The organism is Burkholderia sp. AU45274 (genome assembly GCF_030482505.1).
Lineage (GTDB): Bacteria > Pseudomonadota > Gammaproteobacteria > Burkholderiales > Burkholderiaceae > Burkholderia.
The window spans coordinates 72934-91081 of the sequence record NZ_JAUJQE010000010.1 but is presented as its reverse complement, the minus strand read 5'-3'; the positions used below and the strand labels follow the sequence as shown (position 1 = coordinate 91081).

General features: G+C 69.1%; 18 protein-coding genes. 11 read left to right on the top strand and 7 right to left on the bottom strand.

Going from position 1 to position 18148, the window contains the following annotated elements; translation table 11 throughout:
* The first annotated feature begins 1 nt into the window (after nucleotide 1).
* Together secF and QZM35_RS29330 are read left to right on the top strand one after the other, a co-directional pair.
* Nucleotides 2-952 (top strand): protein translocase subunit SecF, encoded by a 951-nt coding sequence (gene secF, locus QZM35_RS29335; protein ID WP_089424532.1) that lies wholly within the window; start codon nucleotides 2-4, stop codon nucleotides 950-952.
* 145 nt (nucleotides 953-1097) lie between these two features.
* Entirely contained in the window at nucleotides 1098-2663 is a 1566-nt protein-coding gene (locus QZM35_RS29330) for a S41 family peptidase (protein WP_301777342.1), read from the top strand.
* A gap of 18 nt (nucleotides 2664-2681) precedes the next feature.
* Here the strand turns inward: QZM35_RS29330 and QZM35_RS29325 are convergent, their stop codons facing one another.
* From QZM35_RS29325 to QZM35_RS29310, 4 genes are all read right to left on the bottom strand, one after another.
* Nucleotides 2682-3959 (bottom strand): MFS transporter, encoded by a 1278-nt coding sequence (locus tag QZM35_RS29325; RefSeq protein WP_301777341.1) that lies wholly within the window; start codon nucleotides 3957-3959, stop codon nucleotides 2682-2684.
* 185 nt (nucleotides 3960-4144) lie between these two features.
* Nucleotides 4145-4726 carry a YceI family protein gene (locus QZM35_RS29320; protein ID WP_089424529.1) on the bottom strand — a complete coding sequence of 194 codons (582 nt, stop codon included), beginning with the start codon at nucleotides 4724-4726 and terminating at the stop codon, nucleotides 4145-4147.
* A gap of 65 nt (nucleotides 4727-4791) precedes the next feature.
* Nucleotides 4792-5352, bottom strand: a complete 561-nt coding sequence (locus tag QZM35_RS29315) for a YceI family protein (RefSeq protein WP_089425844.1) — start codon at nucleotides 5350-5352, stop codon at nucleotides 4792-4794.
* Nucleotides 5353-5360: 8 nt separating this feature from the next.
* The gene (locus tag QZM35_RS29310; protein ID WP_089424528.1) at nucleotides 5361-5921 is read right to left on the bottom strand and encodes a cytochrome b; all 561 of its coding nucleotides are present in this window, start codon (nucleotides 5919-5921) and stop codon (nucleotides 5361-5363) included.
* A gap of 258 nt (nucleotides 5922-6179) precedes the next feature.
* Here QZM35_RS29310 and QZM35_RS29305 point away from each other — a divergent pair, with 258 nt between their 5' ends.
* From QZM35_RS29305 to QZM35_RS29280, 6 genes are all read left to right on the top strand, one after another.
* A complete protein-coding gene (locus QZM35_RS29305) occupies nucleotides 6180-6845 on the top strand; it encodes a paraquat-inducible protein A (RefSeq protein WP_301777340.1) in 666 nt (221 codons plus the stop codon).
* Entirely contained in the window at nucleotides 6842-7471 is a 630-nt protein-coding gene (locus tag QZM35_RS29300) for a paraquat-inducible protein A (protein WP_301777339.1), read from the top strand. Before QZM35_RS29305 ends, QZM35_RS29300 begins: the two co-directional genes overlap by 4 nt.
* Nucleotides 7464-9083, top strand: coding sequence for an intermembrane transport protein PqiB (locus QZM35_RS29295; RefSeq protein ID WP_089424525.1), 1620 nt, complete (start codon nucleotides 7464-7466; stop codon nucleotides 9081-9083). Before QZM35_RS29300 ends, QZM35_RS29295 begins: the two co-directional genes overlap by 8 nt.
* Nucleotides 9080-9808 (top strand): membrane integrity-associated transporter subunit PqiC, encoded by a 729-nt coding sequence (locus QZM35_RS29290; RefSeq protein WP_089424524.1) that lies wholly within the window; start codon nucleotides 9080-9082, stop codon nucleotides 9806-9808. The genes QZM35_RS29295 and QZM35_RS29290 overlap by 4 nt, the downstream gene beginning before the upstream one ends.
* Before the next feature lie 473 nt (nucleotides 9809-10281).
* Nucleotides 10282-12405 carry a site-specific recombinase gene (locus tag QZM35_RS29285; RefSeq protein WP_089430618.1) on the top strand — a complete coding sequence of 708 codons (2124 nt, stop codon included), beginning with the start codon at nucleotides 10282-10284 and terminating at the stop codon, nucleotides 12403-12405.
* Between the two features lie 165 nt (nucleotides 12406-12570).
* Entirely contained in the window at nucleotides 12571-13872 is a 1302-nt protein-coding gene (locus QZM35_RS29280; RefSeq protein ID WP_039361417.1) for a class I SAM-dependent RNA methyltransferase, read from the top strand.
* A 96-nt stretch (nucleotides 13873-13968) separates the two neighbouring features.
* On the opposite strand, the gene QZM35_RS29275 is transcribed toward QZM35_RS29280, so the two are convergent.
* Nucleotides 13969-14433, bottom strand: a complete 465-nt coding sequence (locus tag QZM35_RS29275; protein ID WP_089430617.1) for an SRPBCC family protein — start codon at nucleotides 14431-14433, stop codon at nucleotides 13969-13971.
* On the bottom strand, nucleotides 14426-14758 hold the full coding sequence (locus tag QZM35_RS29270; RefSeq protein WP_089430616.1) for a helix-turn-helix transcriptional regulator: 333 nt from the start codon (nucleotides 14756-14758) through the stop codon (nucleotides 14426-14428). Before QZM35_RS29270 ends, QZM35_RS29275 begins: the two co-directional genes overlap by 8 nt.
* A 173-nt stretch (nucleotides 14759-14931) precedes the next feature.
* Between QZM35_RS29270 and QZM35_RS29265 the strand changes: the two genes are divergently transcribed.
* Both QZM35_RS29265 and QZM35_RS29260 read left to right on the top strand, forming a co-directional pair.
* On the top strand, nucleotides 14932-15336 hold the full coding sequence (locus QZM35_RS29265; protein WP_089424518.1) for a VOC family protein: 405 nt from the start codon (nucleotides 14932-14934) through the stop codon (nucleotides 15334-15336).
* Nucleotides 15337-15409: 73 nt separating this feature from the next.
* The gene (locus QZM35_RS29260) at nucleotides 15410-16096 is read left to right on the top strand and encodes a YafY family protein (protein ID WP_069746174.1); all 687 of its coding nucleotides are present in this window, start codon (nucleotides 15410-15412) and stop codon (nucleotides 16094-16096) included.
* 78 nt (nucleotides 16097-16174) lie between these two features.
* On the opposite strand, the gene QZM35_RS29255 is transcribed toward QZM35_RS29260, so the two are convergent.
* The gene (locus QZM35_RS29255) at nucleotides 16175-17098 is read right to left on the bottom strand and encodes a carbon-nitrogen hydrolase family protein (RefSeq protein WP_046544957.1); all 924 of its coding nucleotides are present in this window, start codon (nucleotides 17096-17098) and stop codon (nucleotides 16175-16177) included.
* A gap of 80 nt (nucleotides 17099-17178) precedes the next feature.
* On the opposite strand from QZM35_RS29255, the gene QZM35_RS29250 reads away from it, so the two are divergent.
* A complete protein-coding gene (locus tag QZM35_RS29250; RefSeq protein ID WP_301777338.1) occupies nucleotides 17179-18099 on the top strand; it encodes a LysR family transcriptional regulator in 921 nt (306 codons plus the stop codon).
* Nucleotides 18100-18148: the final 49 nt, after the last annotated feature.

Below are 18148 nucleotides of genomic sequence, written 5' to 3'. Positions count from 1 at the left end.
CATGGAATTTTTCCGCATCCGTAAAGACATTCCGTTCATGCGGCACGCGCTGGTGTTCAACGTGATCTCGCTGGTCACGTTCCTCGCCGCCGTGTTCTTCCTGTTCCACCGCGGGCTGCACCTGTCCGTCGAATTCACCGGCGGGACGGTGATCGAGGTGCAGTACCAGCAGGCCGCTGAACTCGAACCGGTGCGCGCGACGCTCGGCAAGCTCGGCTACGCCGACGCGCAGGTGCAGAACTTCGGCACGTCGCGCAACGTGCTGATCCGCCTGCAGCTGAAGGAAGGCCTCACGTCCGCGCAGCAGAGCGACCAGGTGATGGGCGCGCTGAAGGCGCAGAACCCGGACGTCACGCTGCAGCGCGTCGAGTTCGTCGGCCCGCAGGTCGGCCGGGAGCTCGCGACCGACGGCCTGCTCGCGCTCGCGTGCGTCGTGATCGGCATCGTGATCTACCTGTCGTTCCGCTTCGAGTGGAAGTACGCGGTGGCCGGCATCATCGCCAACCTGCACGACATCGTGATCATTCTCGGCTTCTTCGCGTTCTTCCAGTGGGAGTTCTCGCTGGCGGTGCTCGCGGCGATCCTCGCGGTGCTCGGCTACTCGGTCAACGAGTCGGTCGTCATCTTCGACCGGATCCGCGAAACGTTCCGCCGCGAACGCAAGATGAGCGTGCAGGAAGTGATCAACCACGCGATCACGACCACGATGTCGCGTACGATCATCACGCACACGTCGACCGAAATGATGGTGCTGTCGATGTTCTTCTTCGGCGGCCCGACGCTGCACTACTTCGCACTCGCGCTGACGGTCGGCATCATGTTCGGCATCTACTCGTCGGTGTTCGTCGCGGGCTCGCTCGCGATGTGGCTCGGCATCAAGCGCGAAGACCTGATCAAGGAAAAGAAGTCCGCGCACGATCCGGACGATCCGAACGCAGGCGCGCAGGTTTAAGCGCCACGCTGCTTCGGCACAGACGAAAAGCCGGCCCGGTTGGGCCGGCTTTTTCATGCCCGCGCCACCGCCGCGCATCGCGCCGCCCGCCGGCCGTGCGTCAACGGGACAGCGCCTTCGCCCTCCGTTCAAACGTGCGGTTCCGATGATGCCTCCCACGCGTGTCGTGCTTCGCCTTGCCGTTTGCGCCGCCGTCACGGCCGCGCTCCTGCCGTGCGCGTCATCCGTCGGTGCGCAACAGCCGGCGTCCGCCCCGCCCGCTTCTGCCGCTTCTGCCGCTTCGGCGCCCGCAGCCGCTTCGCCCGCCCCCACCCAACCGCCCTCGCCCTGCCCGCCCGACTGGGAGCCGCAGATCTGCGAGCTCAAGGCGGCGGTGGAAGTCCTGAAGCGGCAGCACCTGACCGACATCGACATCGGCGCACTGCTCGACGCAACGACCCACGCGGGGATCAAGACGCTGCCGTACGCGCGTTTCTTCGACGCGAAGGAGGAGCAGGCGCGGCGCGACGACGAACGGCGCGCGCGCGACGGCACGCCCGGCATCGGCATCGTGTTCGAGACGCGGCCCGACGGGCTGCACATCGTCGACGTGATTCCCGACGCACCGGCGGAAAAGGCCGGCGTGCGCCCCGACGATCTCGTCGTCGCGATGAACGATACGAGCGTCGTCGGCATCGACCCCGCCGACCTGACCAGACTCGCCAAGGGCGACGCGGGCGTGCCGCTGAAGCTCACGGTCCAGCGCGGCCCGTCGCACGCGGTGCTGAGCGTCGCGCCCGTGCGGACGATCCTCAAGCCCCATCCGGCGACCGCGAAGCGGCTCGACGGCGACATCCTGTACACGCGGCTGTCGAGCTTCCCCGAACCGGCAGTCGGCGACTACATCGACGCGGTGCAGGCGGCGCGCCGCACGGGGCCGCCGGTGAAAGGCGTGATCCTCGACCTGCGCATCAACGGCGGCGGCGCGCTCAATGCGGCGATCGGCATCACCGCGCTGTTCGCCGGCCGCGACCGCACCGCGATGGTGACGGTCGAGCGCGGCGACGCCAACCGCCGCCGCTACACGACCAACTGGCCCGACTATGCATTGCCGGTCATGCACAGCCAGGATCCGCTCGCGCCGCTGCAGGCGGACGACTGGTGGCGCACCGTGCCGCTCGTCGTGCTCGTCGACGGACAGAGCGCGTCGGCGGCCGAAGCGACCGCGGCGGCGCTGAAGGATCTCGGCCGCGCGAAGCTGCTCGGCATGCCGACCTACGGGAAGGGGCTTGCGCAGACGGGCGTCGACCTGATCGACGGCACGCGCCTGAATTTCACGTACGCGCGCAACCTGCGGCCGAACGGCTGCCCAATGGACGGCTACGGCGTCGTGCCGGACTGGCTCGTGCCGCCGCGCCGCGACTCGGACGTCGACGGCGTGCTGCTGTGGTACCGGGAAGCCGATCTCGCCCGCGCGCCGTATGCGGACCGGCTGGCGCCCGATCCGTTCGCGAAGGTGCGCAAGGAACGGCAGAAGCGGCGCGAGCAGCGAGCGCTCGCGAAGATCGATACCGCGAAGAGCGCGGCGCTGCCGCAGCGCGAGTTCGGCACGGCCACCGACTGGCAGGTCGGTCAGGCGCTGGCGGCGCTCGCCGGGCGCCCGGTGCGAACCGTCGAAGCCAGGCCGCAGTTGATGCCCGCCCAACCCGTGTGCGAGCGCGCCGGCAACTGACGCGCGCCGCCCGTCCCGTTACCGGAACCCGAACCGCTTGCGCAGCACGACCAGCGCCACGAGGCTCAGCACGGCCGCGAACATCAGGTAGAAGCTCGGCGCGTTCTTCATTCCGGTCGCCTTGATCAGCCACGCGATGATGAACGGCCCGAAGCCGCCGAAGATCGTCACCGCGACGTTATACGCGAGCGACATCCCAGTCGTGCGCGTCTGCACCGGAAACACTTCCGACAGCAAACCCGGCAGCGCCGCGAAGTAGCCCGTCATCAGGAACGCGAGCAGCACCTGCAGCGCGATCAGCGTGCCGAAGCCCGGATGCGCGACCAGGTACGCGAACGCCGGATAGATCAGCACGAGGATGCCGATGGCCGGCGCGATCATCACGCGCACGCGGCCGTAGGTGTCCGACCAGTGGCCGACGAGCGGCGCGAACGCCATCTGGATCACGCCGACCACCAGGATCGCCGCGAACGCGGCCGACGGCGCGAGGCCGAGCTGCTTCACGCCGTAGGTCGGCATGAACAGCACGAGATAAGTCGCGACCGTGCCGAGCACGACCACGCCCATCGCGGCGACGAGGCGCGCCTTGTGCGACGCGAACGTGTCGCGCAGCGGGTTCGCGGTGCCTTCCGACGCGAGGAATTCGGGGGTCTCGTCGACCTTCGTGCGGATGTAGTACGCAACCGGCCCGAGCAGCAGGCCGAAGAAGAACGGCACGCGCCAGCCCCACGACGCCATCTGCGCGGCCGTGAGCTGCGCGTTCAGCACGGTGCCGAAGCCGGCGGCGAGCAGCGTCGTGAGCCCCTGGCTCGCGACCTGCCAGCTCGCGAAGAAGCCGCGCCGGCCCGGCACGTGCTCGGCGAGGAACGCGGTCGCGCTGCCGAACTCGCCGCCGGCGGAGAAACCCTGCATCAGCCGCGCGGCGACGAGGATCACGGGCGCCGCGACGCCGATCGTCTCGTAGGTCGGCAGCACCGCGATGATCAGCGTGCCGCCCATCATCAGCAGGATGGACAGCGTGAGCGCGGCCTTGCGGCCGGCGCGGTCGGCATACGCGCCGAGCACGATCGCGCCGAGCGGGCGCATGAAGAACGACACGCCGAACGTGCCGAGCGTGAGCAGCAGCGACACGGTGTCGTTGCCGGCCGGGAAGAACAGCTTCGAGATCGTCACCGCGAAGAAGCCGTAGACGACGAGATCGAACCACTCGAGCGCATTGCCGATCGACGCGGCGACCACCGCGCGCCACACGCGCGGCGACGAGGCAATGGAACGGGACTGCGTGACGGCATGCATCGGCGATCTCCTTGTCGTTGTACGTTCTGTTCGAGGCGGCCGCTCGCGCGCCGTCGGCCTGCCCGGCGCCGGGTACGGCGCTCGGGCGATTATAGGCGCGCAAATAAAAACCGCCGCGCCCCCTGACGGGAACGCGGCGGCGGGCTCGCGACGGGCCGGCGCGACGGCCGGCCCGACCGGCGGGCTTACTGCTGCTTGAGCGCTTCGGCCGTGATCAGCAGCTTCGTCTTCATCTTGAAGCCGTACTGCTTGCCGTAGTCGAGGCCGAAATCGCTGCGGTCGAATTCGCCGACCGCGTCGACGCCGCACACTTCACGCTTGAGCATCGGGTGCGGCATGCACTTGAACGAGTCGATCTTCAGCGTGACCGGCTTCGTGACGCCATGCAGCGTCAGGTTGCCGACCACCGATACCGGCTTGTCGCCGTCGAACTTGATCGCGCCCTTGTAGTTCGCCTGCGGGAACTTGGCGACGTCGAAGAACTCGGCCGTCTGCAGATGCTCGTCGAGCTTCGTGCTGCCGGTGTGGATCGACGCGATGTCGGTCGTCACGTCGACCGTCCCCGTCTTCGCCGCGCGGTCGAGCGTCACGGAGCCGCTCGACTTGTCGAACTTGCCGCGCCAGACCGACAGGCCGCCCATGTGGTCAGCCTCGAAGCTCGGGTACGTGTGGCTCGGGTCGAACTGGTACGTGACGCTTTCGGCGAATGCCGAGAACGACAGCGACGCTGCCAGCGCGCCTGCGGCGATGATCAGTTGCTTTTTCAAACCTTTTCTCCTTGGAACAGCGCCGCGCCCTCGCGCGGCATTCGGGTGAGGCGACAGTGCGCCGCTTACTTGGTGGCGACGAGATGGAACTTGATCTGCACTTCGTCCGCGACGACCGACGTGTCCTTCCACTCGCCGGTGCCGACGTTGAACGCCGAGCGCTTGATCGGCAGCACGCCGTCGAAGGTCTGCGTCGCGCCGCTCTGCGTGACCGTGACGGGCACCGTGACGTTCTCGGACTTGCCCTTGATCGTCAGCTTGCCGGTCACGTTGTACTTGTTGCCGCCCGCCGGCGCGATCGCCGACGACACGAACGTGGCCTGCGGATACGCCTTCGCGTCGAACCAGTCCTTGCCGGCGACCTGGTCGTTGTACATCTTGTCGCCGAGGTCATAGCTGGCGACGTCGATCGTCATCTGGGCGCTGCCCTGCGCGGCTTTCGCCGGGTCGAACTTCACCTGCGCGGAAAACTTCTTGAACGCGCCTTCGGTCGGCACGTTCATCTGCTTCGACACGGCGGACACCTTGCTCTTCGCGAGATCGACATCGGCGAGCGCCGCGCCCGACGCGACAAGTGACGCCGCGGCGAACGCGGTCAGCATGGAGCGGGAGAAAGACACTTTCATGGGATCCTTCATTTGGCAAAGGGAAGCATCCGCGACAGCAGGCCGTCGCGGTCCAACAACTGGTGCTTGAGCGCCGCGACCACGTGCAGCGAAACGAGCGCAAGCAGAATGTAATTCAATGACACGTGAAGCGTCTTGAAGGTTTCCTTCAGCACCGGATCGGGGTCGATCAGCCGCGGCAGCGGCACGATGCCGAGGTAGACGACCGGGATGTTCGACGCCGAGCTGTACAGGTAGCCCGTCACCGGAATCACGATCATCAGCAGGTACAGCAGGATGTGCACGCCGTGCGACGCCGCACGCTGCCACGCGGGCGTGCCGCCCGGCAGCGCCGGCGGCACATGGGTCGCACGCCACAGCACGCGCGCGACGGCCAGCGCGAATACCGTCACGCCGATCCACTTGTGCCACGAGAAGTACTTCAGCTTGGTCGGCGTGAAGCCGGGGATGTCGGTCATCACCCAGCCCAGCGCGAACGCGCAGACGATCAGCAGCGCGATCAGCCAGTGCAGCGCGATCGCCGTCTGCGTATAGCGTACCGGCCTGGCCGGCAGCGATTTCGATGCCATCTTGGATTCCTCAGTTCAGCGAACGGCCGCGCCGGCCATACGTCCGACGCTTGTCAAGGGCGCCATGCTACCGCAACCTTTTGACGCGCGCGGACTCTGAAGACAGGCCCGCCAGCCGGCTGACAGCTTCCTGTCATGTTACCGATCAGTCACCGAACTGGCGATCGTTGACACACCGAAAAAGGCCTTTTGGTAAGATTGGCGCGGGTTCCGGCCCCGTCGACGCGTCTCCCCAGCCGTCGCACCACTGCCTTTTCCATGCAACGATACGACCTGATTGCCTGCCACGAATGCGACGCACTGTTGCATAAACCGCGCCTGAGCGGCCGCGAGATCGCGCGCTGTCCGCGCTGCGACGCGCTGCTCTATCGCAACAGCACCACGCAGATCGAGCGCATCACCGCGCTCGCGGTCGCGGCGCTCGTCACGTTCATCATTGCGCAGACGTTCCCGATCCTCGAAATGGACCTGAACGGCACGCGCGTGCAGACGACGCTGATCGGCGCGATCGACACGCTGTGGCATCAGGACATGGCGGTCGTCGGCGTGATGGTGTTCTGCTCGACCGTGCTGTTCCCGCTCGTCGAGATGGCCGCGCTGCTTTACGTGCTGCTGCCGATCCGCCGCGGCGTCGTGCCGCCGGGCCTGAACCTCGTGCTGCGCACGATCCAGCTCGTGCGGCCGTGGGGGATGATCGAGGTGTTCATGCTCGGCATCGTGGTCACGATCGTGAAGATGGTGAGCCTCGCGCGCGTCGTGCCCGACGCGGCGCTGTTCGCGTTCGGCGCGCTCACGCTGATGATCGCCGTCGTGCTGATGTTCGACCCGCGCACGGTGTGGGACATCGCCGACGACCTGCGCGCCGGCCGCTCGCCCGCGGGGCCTGACACCGCGGCGGCGCTGCCGGACGCGCCCCGCCGATGACGACGCCGACCGCCGCCCGCGAGGGCTACGTCAGCTGCCACGCGTGCGGGCTCGTGCAGACGCTCGACCAACCGCACGCGCATTGCGCGCGCTGCGGCAGCGCGCTGCACGTGCGCACGCCGAACAGCATCATGCGCACGTGGGCGCTGCTGCTCGCGGCCGCGATCCTGTATATCCCGGCGAACCTGCTGCCGATCATGCGCACGTCGTCGATCGTCGGCTCCCAGGAAGACACGATCATGAGCGGCGTCATCTATTTCTGGACGTCCGGCGACTGGCCGCTCGCCGTCGTCGTGTTCGTCGCCAGCATCCTCGTGCCGATGCTCAAGCTCGGCGTGCTGCTGATCATCGTGATCAGCGCGCAGCGCCGCGCCGCCTGGCGGCCGCTGCAGCGCACGCGCCTCTACCGGATCGTCGAACGCATCGGCCGCTGGTCGATGCTCGACATCTTCGTCGTAACGCTGACCGTCGCGCTCGTCCATTTTCGTTCGCTCGCCGTCATCACGGCCGGCCCCGGCGCGCTCGCGTTCGGTTCCGTCGTGATCCTGACGATGCTCGCATCGATGCAGTTCGATCCCCGCCTGATCTGGGATCCAGTCGAAACCTCAGGGAATCACCATGAATAGTCCACAAGGCCCGCAGCACGACGCGCCCCGGCCGCCCGATCCGACGATCTCGACGAAAAGCGGCTGGCTGCCGTCGCTCGTCTGGCTCGTGCCGCTGATCGCCGCGCTGATCGGCATCGGCCTCGTGATCAAGTCCGTACGCGAGCGCGGCCCGGAAATCACGATCAGCTTCCACAGCGCCGAAGGGCTCGAGCCGGGCAAGACCCAGGTCAAGTACAAGGACGTCGAGATCGGCATGGTCAAGACGATCAAGCTGTCGAAAGACCTGTCGCGCGTGCTCGTCCAGGTGCAGCTCAAGAAGGAAGCGGAGGATTTCGCGGTCAAGGGCTCGCGCTTCTGGATCGTGCGGCCGCGCGTCGGCGCGACCGGCGTGTCGGGGCTCGGCACGCTGCTGTCGGGCGCGTACATCGGCGTCGACGCCGGGCGCTCGGAGGATACGCTGACCGACTTCACGGGACTCGAGTCACCGCCCGCCGTCACGGGCGACCAGAAAGGCACGCAGTACGTGCTGCGCGGCGATTCGCTCGGCTCGGTCGACATCGGCTCGCCGGTCTACTACCGCCGCGTGCAGGTCGGCCAGGTGGTCGGCTTCTCGCTCGACAAGGACGGCACCGGCGTCACGTTCAACGTGTTCGTCAACGCGCCGTACAACCAGTACGTCGGCGTGAATTCGCGCTGGTGGCAGGCAAGCGGCGTGGACCTGCGGCTCGACTCGAGCGGCCTGAAGCTGAACACGCAGTCGCTCGCGACGGTGATCCTCGGCGGCATCGCGTTCCAGACGCCGCCGAACCAGGGCTCCGGCGCGACCGCGCCGAACAACACGACGTTCCGCCTCGCGTCCGACGAGGGCGACGCGATGCGCGACCCGGACGGCCAGCCGCTGCAGGTCGTGATGAACTTCAACCAGTCGCTGCGCGGGCTCGCGGTCGGCGCGACGGTCGACTTCCGCGGCATCGTGCTCGGCGAAGTGACGAACATCGGCATCGACTTCGATCCGAAGACGAAGAACTTCCTGATGCCGGTGACGATGAACGTGTATCCGGAACGCCTCGGCCGCCGCTTCCGCGAAACGATCGAGAGCAAGGGCGAACCGGCCCGCCGCGAGATCGTCGAGCGGCTCGTCCAGCACGGGCTGCGCGGCCAGCTGCGCACCGGCAACCTGCTGACGAGCCAGCTGTACGTCGCGCTCGACTTCTTCCCGAAGGCGCCGGCCGTGAAGATCGACACGGCGCGCCAGCCGCTCGAGCTGCCGACCGTGCCGAACACGCTCGACGAGCTGCAGCTGCAGGTCGCCGACATCGCGAAGAAGCTCGACAAGGTGCCGTTCGACCAGATCGGCGCGAACCTGAACAGCGCGCTGTCGAACGCCGACAAGCTGTTCAAGCAGCTCGACACGCAGGTCGCGCCGGAAGCGCGCGACACGCTGTCGGCCGCGAAGCAGACCTTCTCGACCGCCGAAGCGACGCTGCAGCAGGATTCGCCGCTGCAGTCCGACGTGCGCGGTGCGCTGAAGGAGCTCACGCGCACGCTGCAATCGCTGAACGCGCTCGCCGACTATCTGGAGCGCCACCCCGAATCGCTGCTCAAGGGCAAGCCAGGAGATAAACAATGACGACGACACGCGTGAACGGTTTCGCGAGCGGCGCGGCGGCAGCTGTCGCCGCCCTCGCGCTCGCCGCGTGCAGCTCGCCGCCCGCGCGGTTCTACACGCTCAGCCCGGCCGATGCCGCGGCACCGCTGCGCACCGCGCCGGCCAACCCGGCGTTCCTGATCGAGGTGCCGTCCGTCGGCGTGCCCGAGCAGGTCGCGAAGAACCAGCTGGTCGTGCAGAAGAACGCCGCGCAGGTCGACGTGCTCGAGCAGGAACGCTGGGCGTCGCCGCCCGCCGACGAGATCCGTCGCGCGCTGTCGGACGATCTCGCCGCGCAGCTCGGCACGATCGACGTCGCGAACTCCGCGACCCCGCCCGGCGTGCCGGTGTACCGGATCAGCGTGAACGTGCAGCGCTTCGAGTCGTGGCCCGGCAAACGCGCGGCGGTCGACGCCGTGTGGAGCGTGCGCTCGCTCGCCACGCAGGCCGTGATGACCTGCCGCACGAGCGTCGCGGAACCGGTCGCCGACGGCTACGACGCGCTCGTCGCCGGCCACCGGCGCGCGCTCGACGTGATTGCCACGCAAGCCGCGGCCGGCGTGCGCGCGATGGCCGCGCGCCGCGGCACGGCGACTGCCACGGCGCCCGCTGCCGGCAGCAAGACGGCCGCCGCGCCGGTCGTGCCGTGCCCGGCCAACCCGACCTCCGGCGGCGACGCCGGCGCGACGGGCAAGTCCGGCGCGTAAGCGGGCGGCGCGCAGGCGAGCGCTCGACGGCGTGCTCGCCCGCGCGGTTTCGGGCGGCGTGACCGGGATCGTCGACGACGCGCTGGCCGCCGTCGGCGTTGCGGCGCCGCCCGCCTCCCGTCACGCTCATCGGCCAAACGGCCTCTTTACATTGTTTGTCAAAGTCGGCCGGAACCGGCGCCATGCGACACGGTCGGCTTGCGTTTTCCGGCCCGATTGACGATCCTACGCACTTTCCGGCTCGCGCCGTTCGTCGTGCGCGCCAGCCAGCGGCGCCGGGCCGCGTTCGGCCCGACCGCCGTGCCTCCCGGCGCCTGCACGCGATCGGCGTGCACCGCAGCGGGGCAGCCGCATCGCGGGTCGCCGCGCATCGTCCGGCAACCGGCCCCGTCTCACCCGTTCTCCCCGGCGCCGCGCCGTTTCCCCGGCCGGCAATCCGAACCCGCCCGCCGAGGGCTTTCGTTATTCCGTTTATGTTTCGTTCCCTGACGACCCTGATCAAGAAGTGGCGCGCGTCGCGCAATGCCGGTCACCAGCTCGATGCGCTGCTCGCGCACGCCGACGCCGATGCGTCGTACGCCGAGCGCAGCGAATGGCTGATCGAGCTCGCGCACTGGCTGCGCCGCACCGGCACGATGCAGGCCGCACCCGACGCGCCGGCCGATCGCGACGCCGATGCGCGCGCGTATCCGGCCCATGCGCGGTTGCGCTACCTGTTCCACGTGCTCGATCGCAATCCCGCGTGGAAAACCCACGCCGCGCGCATCCTGCGCGGCATCCTGCGCGAGTGCGACGGCATCTCGCTCCTGTGCGACGCCGGCATGCCCGTGCACTCGGGCTTCTTCGGCGCGCTGTTCGAGCGGATCGACGCGTCGCTGATCCCGCCCGCGCCGAACCGCCGCGAGCTGTCCGCGCTGTTCACGCTGATGTTCCCGACGCCGGAAGACGCGCAATGGATCGACGCGCTGCCCGACGATCTCCTCACGCGCCTCGCCGAGCTGATCTCGTTCGACGTCACCGACGAAGAGCGCCACGAGCCGGGCTCGTTCTCGCGCGACCTGCTGGCCGCGCTGCACAACCTGACCTGCCAGATCAGCTCGACCGGCCTGTCGCAGACGGTGCGCAGCCGGCTCTCCGACGACGACGCACGCAAGCCGCTCGAAACCCAGCCGTTCTACCGCCTCACGCGCGCGATGCTCGCGGTCGAGACCGCGCACGCGGCCGTCGAGGACGGCGGCGACCCGAGCAAATTGCTGCACGAGGTGAACTACCTGCGCGTGCTGCTCGACGAATGCCGGATCGCCGTCGACGACGTGTTCTCGCACCTGTACCGCAACGGCGTGTCGGTCGACATCGTGTTCCAGGTCGAACGGATGCGCATGCGCATCGTGCGCGCCGAGATGCTGCTGAACGCGTGGATGGCGCGCGACGACCTGCACGGCATGGCGCACCTGACGGCCGAGCTCATCGACGCGAACCACAACAGCCAGAGCGTGTCGCACCTCGTGCGCAGCAACTTCTCGCTGTTCGCGCGCAAGCTCGTCGAGACCAATGCGGACACCGGCGAGCACTACATCTCGCGTGGTCGCGCCGAGTACCTGAAGATGCTGCGGATGGCCGCGGGCGGCGGCCTCGTCACGGTCGTGACCGTGTGCGTGAAGTTCGCGATCACGGGCGCGCACCTGCAGTCGATGCTCGAAGGGCTGCTCGCGGGCGTCAACTACGCGGCCAGCTTCATGCTGATGCACTTCCTGCACTTCACGCTCGCGACCAAGCAGCCCGCGATGACCGCGCCGACCCTCGCGCGCGAGCTCGACGACACCGGCCACGAGGAAGGCGTGAAGGCGTTCGTCGCGTCGGTGATCGCGCTGATCCGCACGCAGGCCGCTGCCATTTCCGGCAACGTGCTCGTCGTGCTGCCCGTGTGCCTGCTGGTGCAGCTGTTCGCGGGCCACGTGATGCACGCGAACCTGATCTCGCCGGAGAAGGCGCACGCGACCCTGCACTCGTTCTCGCTGCTCGGCCCGACGCCGCTCTACGCGGCGCTGACCGGCGTGCTGCTGTGGGCGTCGAGCCTGCTCGCGGGCTGGGCCGACAACTGGTTCGTGCTGCACCGGGTCGGCGACGCGCTCACGTACAACCGCCGGCTGCGCCTCACGCTCGGTCAGGCCGGTGCCGCGAAGCTCGCGCACTTCTGCCGGTCGAACGTGGCCGGCGTGGTCGCGAACGTCGGGCTCGGCCTGATGCTCGGCCTCGTTCCGGCGATCGTCACCGTGTTCATGTTCCCGTTCGAGGTGCGGCACGTGACGCTGTCGGCCGGCTCGATCGGCATCGCGCTCGGCGTGCTGGGCAAGGATACGCTCGGCACGCCCGAGCTGTGGTGGGCCGGCGCCGGCGTGCTCAGCATGGCGATCCTCAACGTGCTCGTGAGCTTCGCGCTCGCGTTCACGATGGCCGTGCGCTCGCGCAGCCTGCGCCGGACCAAGGTGCGCGCGCTCGTCGCCGCGATCGTCCGCACGGTGCTGTCCAATCCGCTCGCGCTGTTCTGGCCGGGCAGCAGCCCAGCCGCGCGCGCCGGCCAGCCGGGCTCGCACTGAGCCCGCGGCGGCATGGCGGTGCCCGCCCGGGCGCAGCCGCACGGCCTGCCGGCACGCGTGTGGGGCGCCCCGGCCCGCGCCGCGGCACCGAAAGGCGACGCAACGCCGGCCCCGGCCGCCCGCGCCGCGTACAATAGTGGACTTTTGCACGTCCTCACCCGCCTTATGTCCTCGCCCACCCTGTACGAATTCTTTGCCCCCTGCCCGCGCGGCCTCGAAGCGGCGCTTGCCGCCGAGCTGGCCGAAATCGCCGGCCGCCACCTGAACGGCGCGCCGTTCACCGCGGGCGCGCAGGTGCCGGGCGGCGTCCACTTCAGCGGCGGCTGGGCCGCCGGCATGGCCGCGAACCTCCATTCGCGGATCGCGAGCCGGGTCCTGCTGAAGATCGCGCACCGCGCGTACCGCAACGAGCAGGACGTCTACGCGCTCGCGCTCGAGCAGCCGTGGGAGCGCTGGTTCGCGGCGACGCAGACGCTGCGCGTCGACATCACCGCGATCAAGTCCCCGCTGAAGAGCCTCGAATTCGCGACGTTGCGCGTGAAGGACGCGATCTGCGACCGGATGCGCGACAAGACCGGCGCGCGCCCCAGCATCGACACGGGTGCGCCGGACGTGCGCGTGTTCGCCTTCCTGACCGCGGGCGAGTGCACGCTGTACCTCGACACGTCGGGCGAGCCGCTGTTCAAGCGCGGCTGGCGTCTCGACAAGGGCGCGGCGCCGCTGCGCGAGAACCTCGCGGCCGGCATCCTGCGCCTGACGGGCTGGACGCCCGGCACGGCGCTGTACGACCCGATGTGCGGCAGCGGCACGTTCCTCGCGGAAGCCGCGCAGATCGCGCTCGGCGTGGCGCCGGGCGTCGAGCGCCGGTTCGGCTTCGAGAAGCTCAAGCAGTACGACATCACCGCGTGGCAGGGGCTGAAGGTCCCCGCGCTGGACGCGAAGCGCGCGGCGCGCGGCAAACGCGGCGAAGCGCTCGGCGTGTACGGCAGCGACATCTCCGGCGACATGCTCGAGAAGGCGCGCGCGAACCTCGAGCGTGCAGGCGTGCCGTCGGTATGGCTCAAGCAGGTCGACGCGCGCGGGATGACGCCGCCGTGCGACGGCCCGGGCATCATCCTCGCGAACCCGCCGTACGGCGAGCGGATCGAGGTGCGCGGCCGCAGCGCGCGCGGCGAGGTGCGCGAGACGGGCCGCAACCGCGGCAACGACGACGCCTTCCGCCGCACCCACACCGACGCACCCGACAGCGAGTTCTTCAACGCGCTCGGCGATGCGCTGAAGCAGCGCTTCACGGGCTGGCAGGCGTTCCTGCTGACGTCCGACCGTTCGCTGCCGGGCCAGCTGCGGCTGCGCGAATCGGCGAAGACGCCGCTGTTCAACGGCGCGCTCGAATGCCGGCTGTTCCGCTTCGACCTGATCGCCGGCAGCGTGAAGGCGCGCCCGGCCACGCCGGAAGGCGACGCGTAACCGGCATCATGATCGCCACGGGGCCGCCGCTGCGGCTCCGCTACGACAACCGGAACGCCGCCGTTACCGCACCCGCGGCAACGGCGGCGTTGCGTTTCAGTGCTTCGAGCACGCCCAGCGCCCCATCGTGAACGGCAGCGCCTGCCCCGTCTCGAGCAGCGTCTTCAGGCTCGACAGCACGACCGGCCAGCCGCCGCGAATCCCGCGATCCATCTCCGAACCCGGCACCAGCCCGTCGTGCGTGACCGTCAGCTTCACGACGCCCTCGTGCGGCTCGACGAGATAGGTCACGCGCGACGCCTCCCCCTCCCCTGACGGCGTACGCCACGTGACGACCAGCCGGTGCGGCGGATCGTTCTCGACCACTTCGCCGACGATGTCGACCCGCGACGGATCGTCGTAGTCCTGATGTTCCCAGCGCGAGCCCGGTCGCCAGTCGGGCGACGCGTTGCGGTGCCGCACCCAGTAGTCCTTCGTCAGCTCGGCGTTGGTGAGCGCATCGAACACACGCTCGGGCGTCGATGCAATGAACGTCACGTACACAAAGGCCGGATTACTCATCGTTGTCTCCCGATTCGCCGGCCGCTTCCAGCCCGCGCTTGAGGTCCGCCAGCGCCTGCAGCCGCTGACGCTCGAACTTGCCGATCCAGCGTTCCGCGATGTCGTGGATCGGCACCGGATTCAGGTAATGCAGCTTCTCCCGGCCGCGCCACGTCGTCGCGACGAGATTCGCGGCCTCGAGCACCGCGAGATGCTTGCTCACCGCCTGCCGGCTCATCGCGAGCCCGTCGCACAGCTCGGACAGGGTTTGCCCGCTTTTCGCGTGCAGCAAATCAAGCAACTGGCGGCGCGTGGCGTCGGCCAGCGCCTTGAAAACGAGATCCATGCCACTCCCGGGTCAATGGCCTTATTATGCAACCAATCAGTTGCATGTCAAGGGTGACAACTCTACTGACAATACGGTGTCAGCAGGCCGCGATCACACTGCAATCCCGGCGCAATGCAAGACCGGTTTCCGCACCGAATCCGAACAACAAACAACGCAACAAGGAGCTCGTCATGACGTCCGCAACTGCCACCGCCACCGTGGAACGCGCGATCGCGTGGTTCGACATTCCGTCCCTCGATTTCGACCGGGCGATCCGCTTTTACGAAACCGTGCTGCAGACGACGCTGCAGCGCGCAGTCATCGGCGGCGTGCCGATGGCCACGTTCGACCGCGACGCATCGAGCACGGGCGGCAGCATCGTGTTCGATCCGCAGCAGCTGAAGCCGAGCGCGAACGGCGTGCTCGTCTACCTGAACGCCGGCGAATCGGTCGTCGCGGCGCTCGAACGCGCGAAGCGCGCGGGCGGCGTCGTGCAGGGCTCGGTCGTCGAGCTGCCGAACAACTACGGCTACGTCGGCTACCTGATCGACACGGAAGGCAACCGCGTCGGCCTGCACGCGCCGAAATGCCACTGAGCGCAGCGGCCGTCGGGCCCGCGCGGCGCTATCATCGCGAAGTCCCCACTGCCGTTGGAATCGAGGTGCCGTCATGACGCGCCGTGCCGACCGCCTGTTCCAGATCGCCGAGCTGCTGCGCGGCCGTCGTCTCACGACCGCGCAGCAACTGGCCGACTGGCTGTCGGTGTCGCCGCGCACCGTCTACCGCGACGTGCGCGACCTGCAACTGTCAGGGGTGCCGATCGAAGGCGAAGCCGGCATCGGCTACCGGCTGAACCGCAACGCGAGCCTGCCGCCGCTCACGTTCACGGCCGAGGAGCTGGCGGCGCTCGCCACCGGCGCACGCATGCTCGAAACCTGGGGCGGTGCGCGCTTCGCGAGCGGCGCGCGCTCGGCGCTCGCGAAGATCGCGTCGGCGATGCCGGCCGACAAGCGCACGGCGCTCGACCGCCTGCCCGTGTTCGCGCCGTCGTTCCACATCGACGAGACGTTTTGCGCGAAAGTCGACGCGATCCACCAGGCCATCGACACGCGCCACGTCGTCAGCTTCGGCTACCGCGACCGGCTCGGCGCGCATTCGCAACGCCGCGTGTGGCCGCTCGGGCTCGTCTACTGGGGCGGGCGCTGGACGATCGGCGCGTGGTGCGAGCTGCGCGACGATTTCCGTACCTTCGACATCGCGCGGATGGGCGACATCACCGTGCACGAGCAGTTTCCGGACATGGAAGGGCGGCGGATCGCCGACTACATGCGGATCGCGGAAGCGCCGATGCGCTGACGCGGCACGACGGCGGGTGCAATGCGCGCCGCCGCCGTTCATCTTCCGGGCCGCCGTGCGGCGCCTAGCCGCCCCGCCCTACCCGCCGAACACCACCGTCCGCTTCGGCCGCTCGTCGACGTGCAGCGAGAACACGTCGGGCCGCGCGTAATGCCCGACCACGTCGAAGTCGTAGCGCGCCCGCACGAGTTCATCGGTATCGATGCGCGCGGTCACGAGCCCGGCTTCGCCGATCAGCGGCTCCGTCAGCAGGTCGCCGAGCGGCCCGACGATCACGCTACCGCCACGGATCAGCGGCCGCTCCGGATCCCAGCCCGGCACGTCGATGCCGAGCGCACGCGGCGACGGCTGCACCTGGCACGCGCTGACGACGAAGCAGCGCCCTTCGTGCGCGATGTGCCGCATCGAGCTCTGCCAGACGTCGCGCTCGTCGACGGTCGGCGCGCACCAGATCTGCACGCCCTTCGCGTACATCGCGCAGCGCAGCAGCGGCATGTGGTTCTCCCAGCAGATCGCGGCGCCCGCGCGGCCCGCGGCCGTGTCGACCACGGGCAGCGTCGAGCCGTCGCCCTGCCCCCAGATCAGCCGCTCGGTGCCGGTCGGCATCAGCTTGCGGTGCTTCGCGACGAGCCCGTCGCGCGGATCGAAGAACAGCGCCGTGCAGTACAGCGTGCTGCCGCCGCGCTCGATCACGCCGACCACGAGGCTCGCGCCCGTGCGCTGCGACAGCGCGGCCAGTTCGTCGGTTTCCGGCCCCGGCACGTCGATTGCCTGCGCGGCATAGCGCGCATACGCGTCGCGGCCTTCGGGCAGCCGGTAGCCGAGCCGCGTGCCGAAGATCTCGCCTTTCGGATAGCCGCCGAGCACGGCCTCGGGCAACACGACGAGCGACGCGCCGCTGTCGCGGATCGCGGTTTCGTAGCCGAGGATCGTGTCGAGCGTGGCACGCGTGCCGGCGGGCGATGCGCCGATCTGCAGCGCGGCGATGACTGACGTGGACATGAAGGCGTCTCCGGTGAATGGGGTAACGCCATCTTTATCGATAAGATGTCATCGATCAAATCGATAGAACGATAAGTGTCATGAATGCTGATGATATCGCCGGCCTCGACCTGAACCTGCTGAAAGTGTTCGAGGCGCTGTACGAGGAAGGCGGCGCGAGCCGCGCGGCGCTGCGGCTCGGCCTTACGCAGTCGGCGGTGAGCGCGGCGCTCGCGCGGCTGCGCGTGATCTATGCCGATCCGCTGTTCGTGCGCACCGGCCGCGGGCTCGCGCCGACGCCGCGCGCGGACGAGCTGAAGCCGATCCTGTCCGACGCGCTCGACCGCTGTCGCGAAAGCCTCGCGATCGCGGCCGACGGCGGCGAGCGCATCGGCCGCACGATCTCGATCGGGCTGTCGGACGACTTCGAGATCGCGCTCGGCCGCGCACTGATCGACGCCGTCGCGCGGGAAGCCGCCGGGATCCGGCTGATCTTCCGCCAGACGCACAGCGGCATCGCCGGCGACGCGCTGCTGCGACACGGCGTCGACCTCGCGATCGCGTCGGGCGGCTTCTCGGCGAACGGGCTCAGCCGGCGCGCGGTCGCGACGGGCGGCTACGCGTGCCTGATCGACCCGGCCGCCGGCCCGAAGCCGCCGCGCACACTCACGCTCGCCGATTTCCTGCGGCGCGACCACCTGCTCGTGTCGTCGGGCGGCGTGATCGGGATCGTCGACGAGGCGCTGGCCACGCTCGGCCACAAGCGGCGCGTCGCGGCGTCGACCACGCATTTCGCCGCGCTGCCGTACCTGCTCGCCGGCTCCGGCGCGGTCGCGACGATTCCCGCGCACGCGGCGCGCGCGATCGCGCAATCCACCCCGCTGCGCGCGCTCGCGTGCCCGGTCGACTTGCCGCACTACCCGGTCGAAATCGGCTGGCGCACGAGCACGCAGCGCGACCCGGCGATCGTGCGCGTACGCGACACGATCGCTGCGTGCGTCGCCCATCTCGTCGCACCATGAAAAAGGCCCGACTGACTGGTGCCAGTCGGGCCTGCCCGGTCACGCTGCC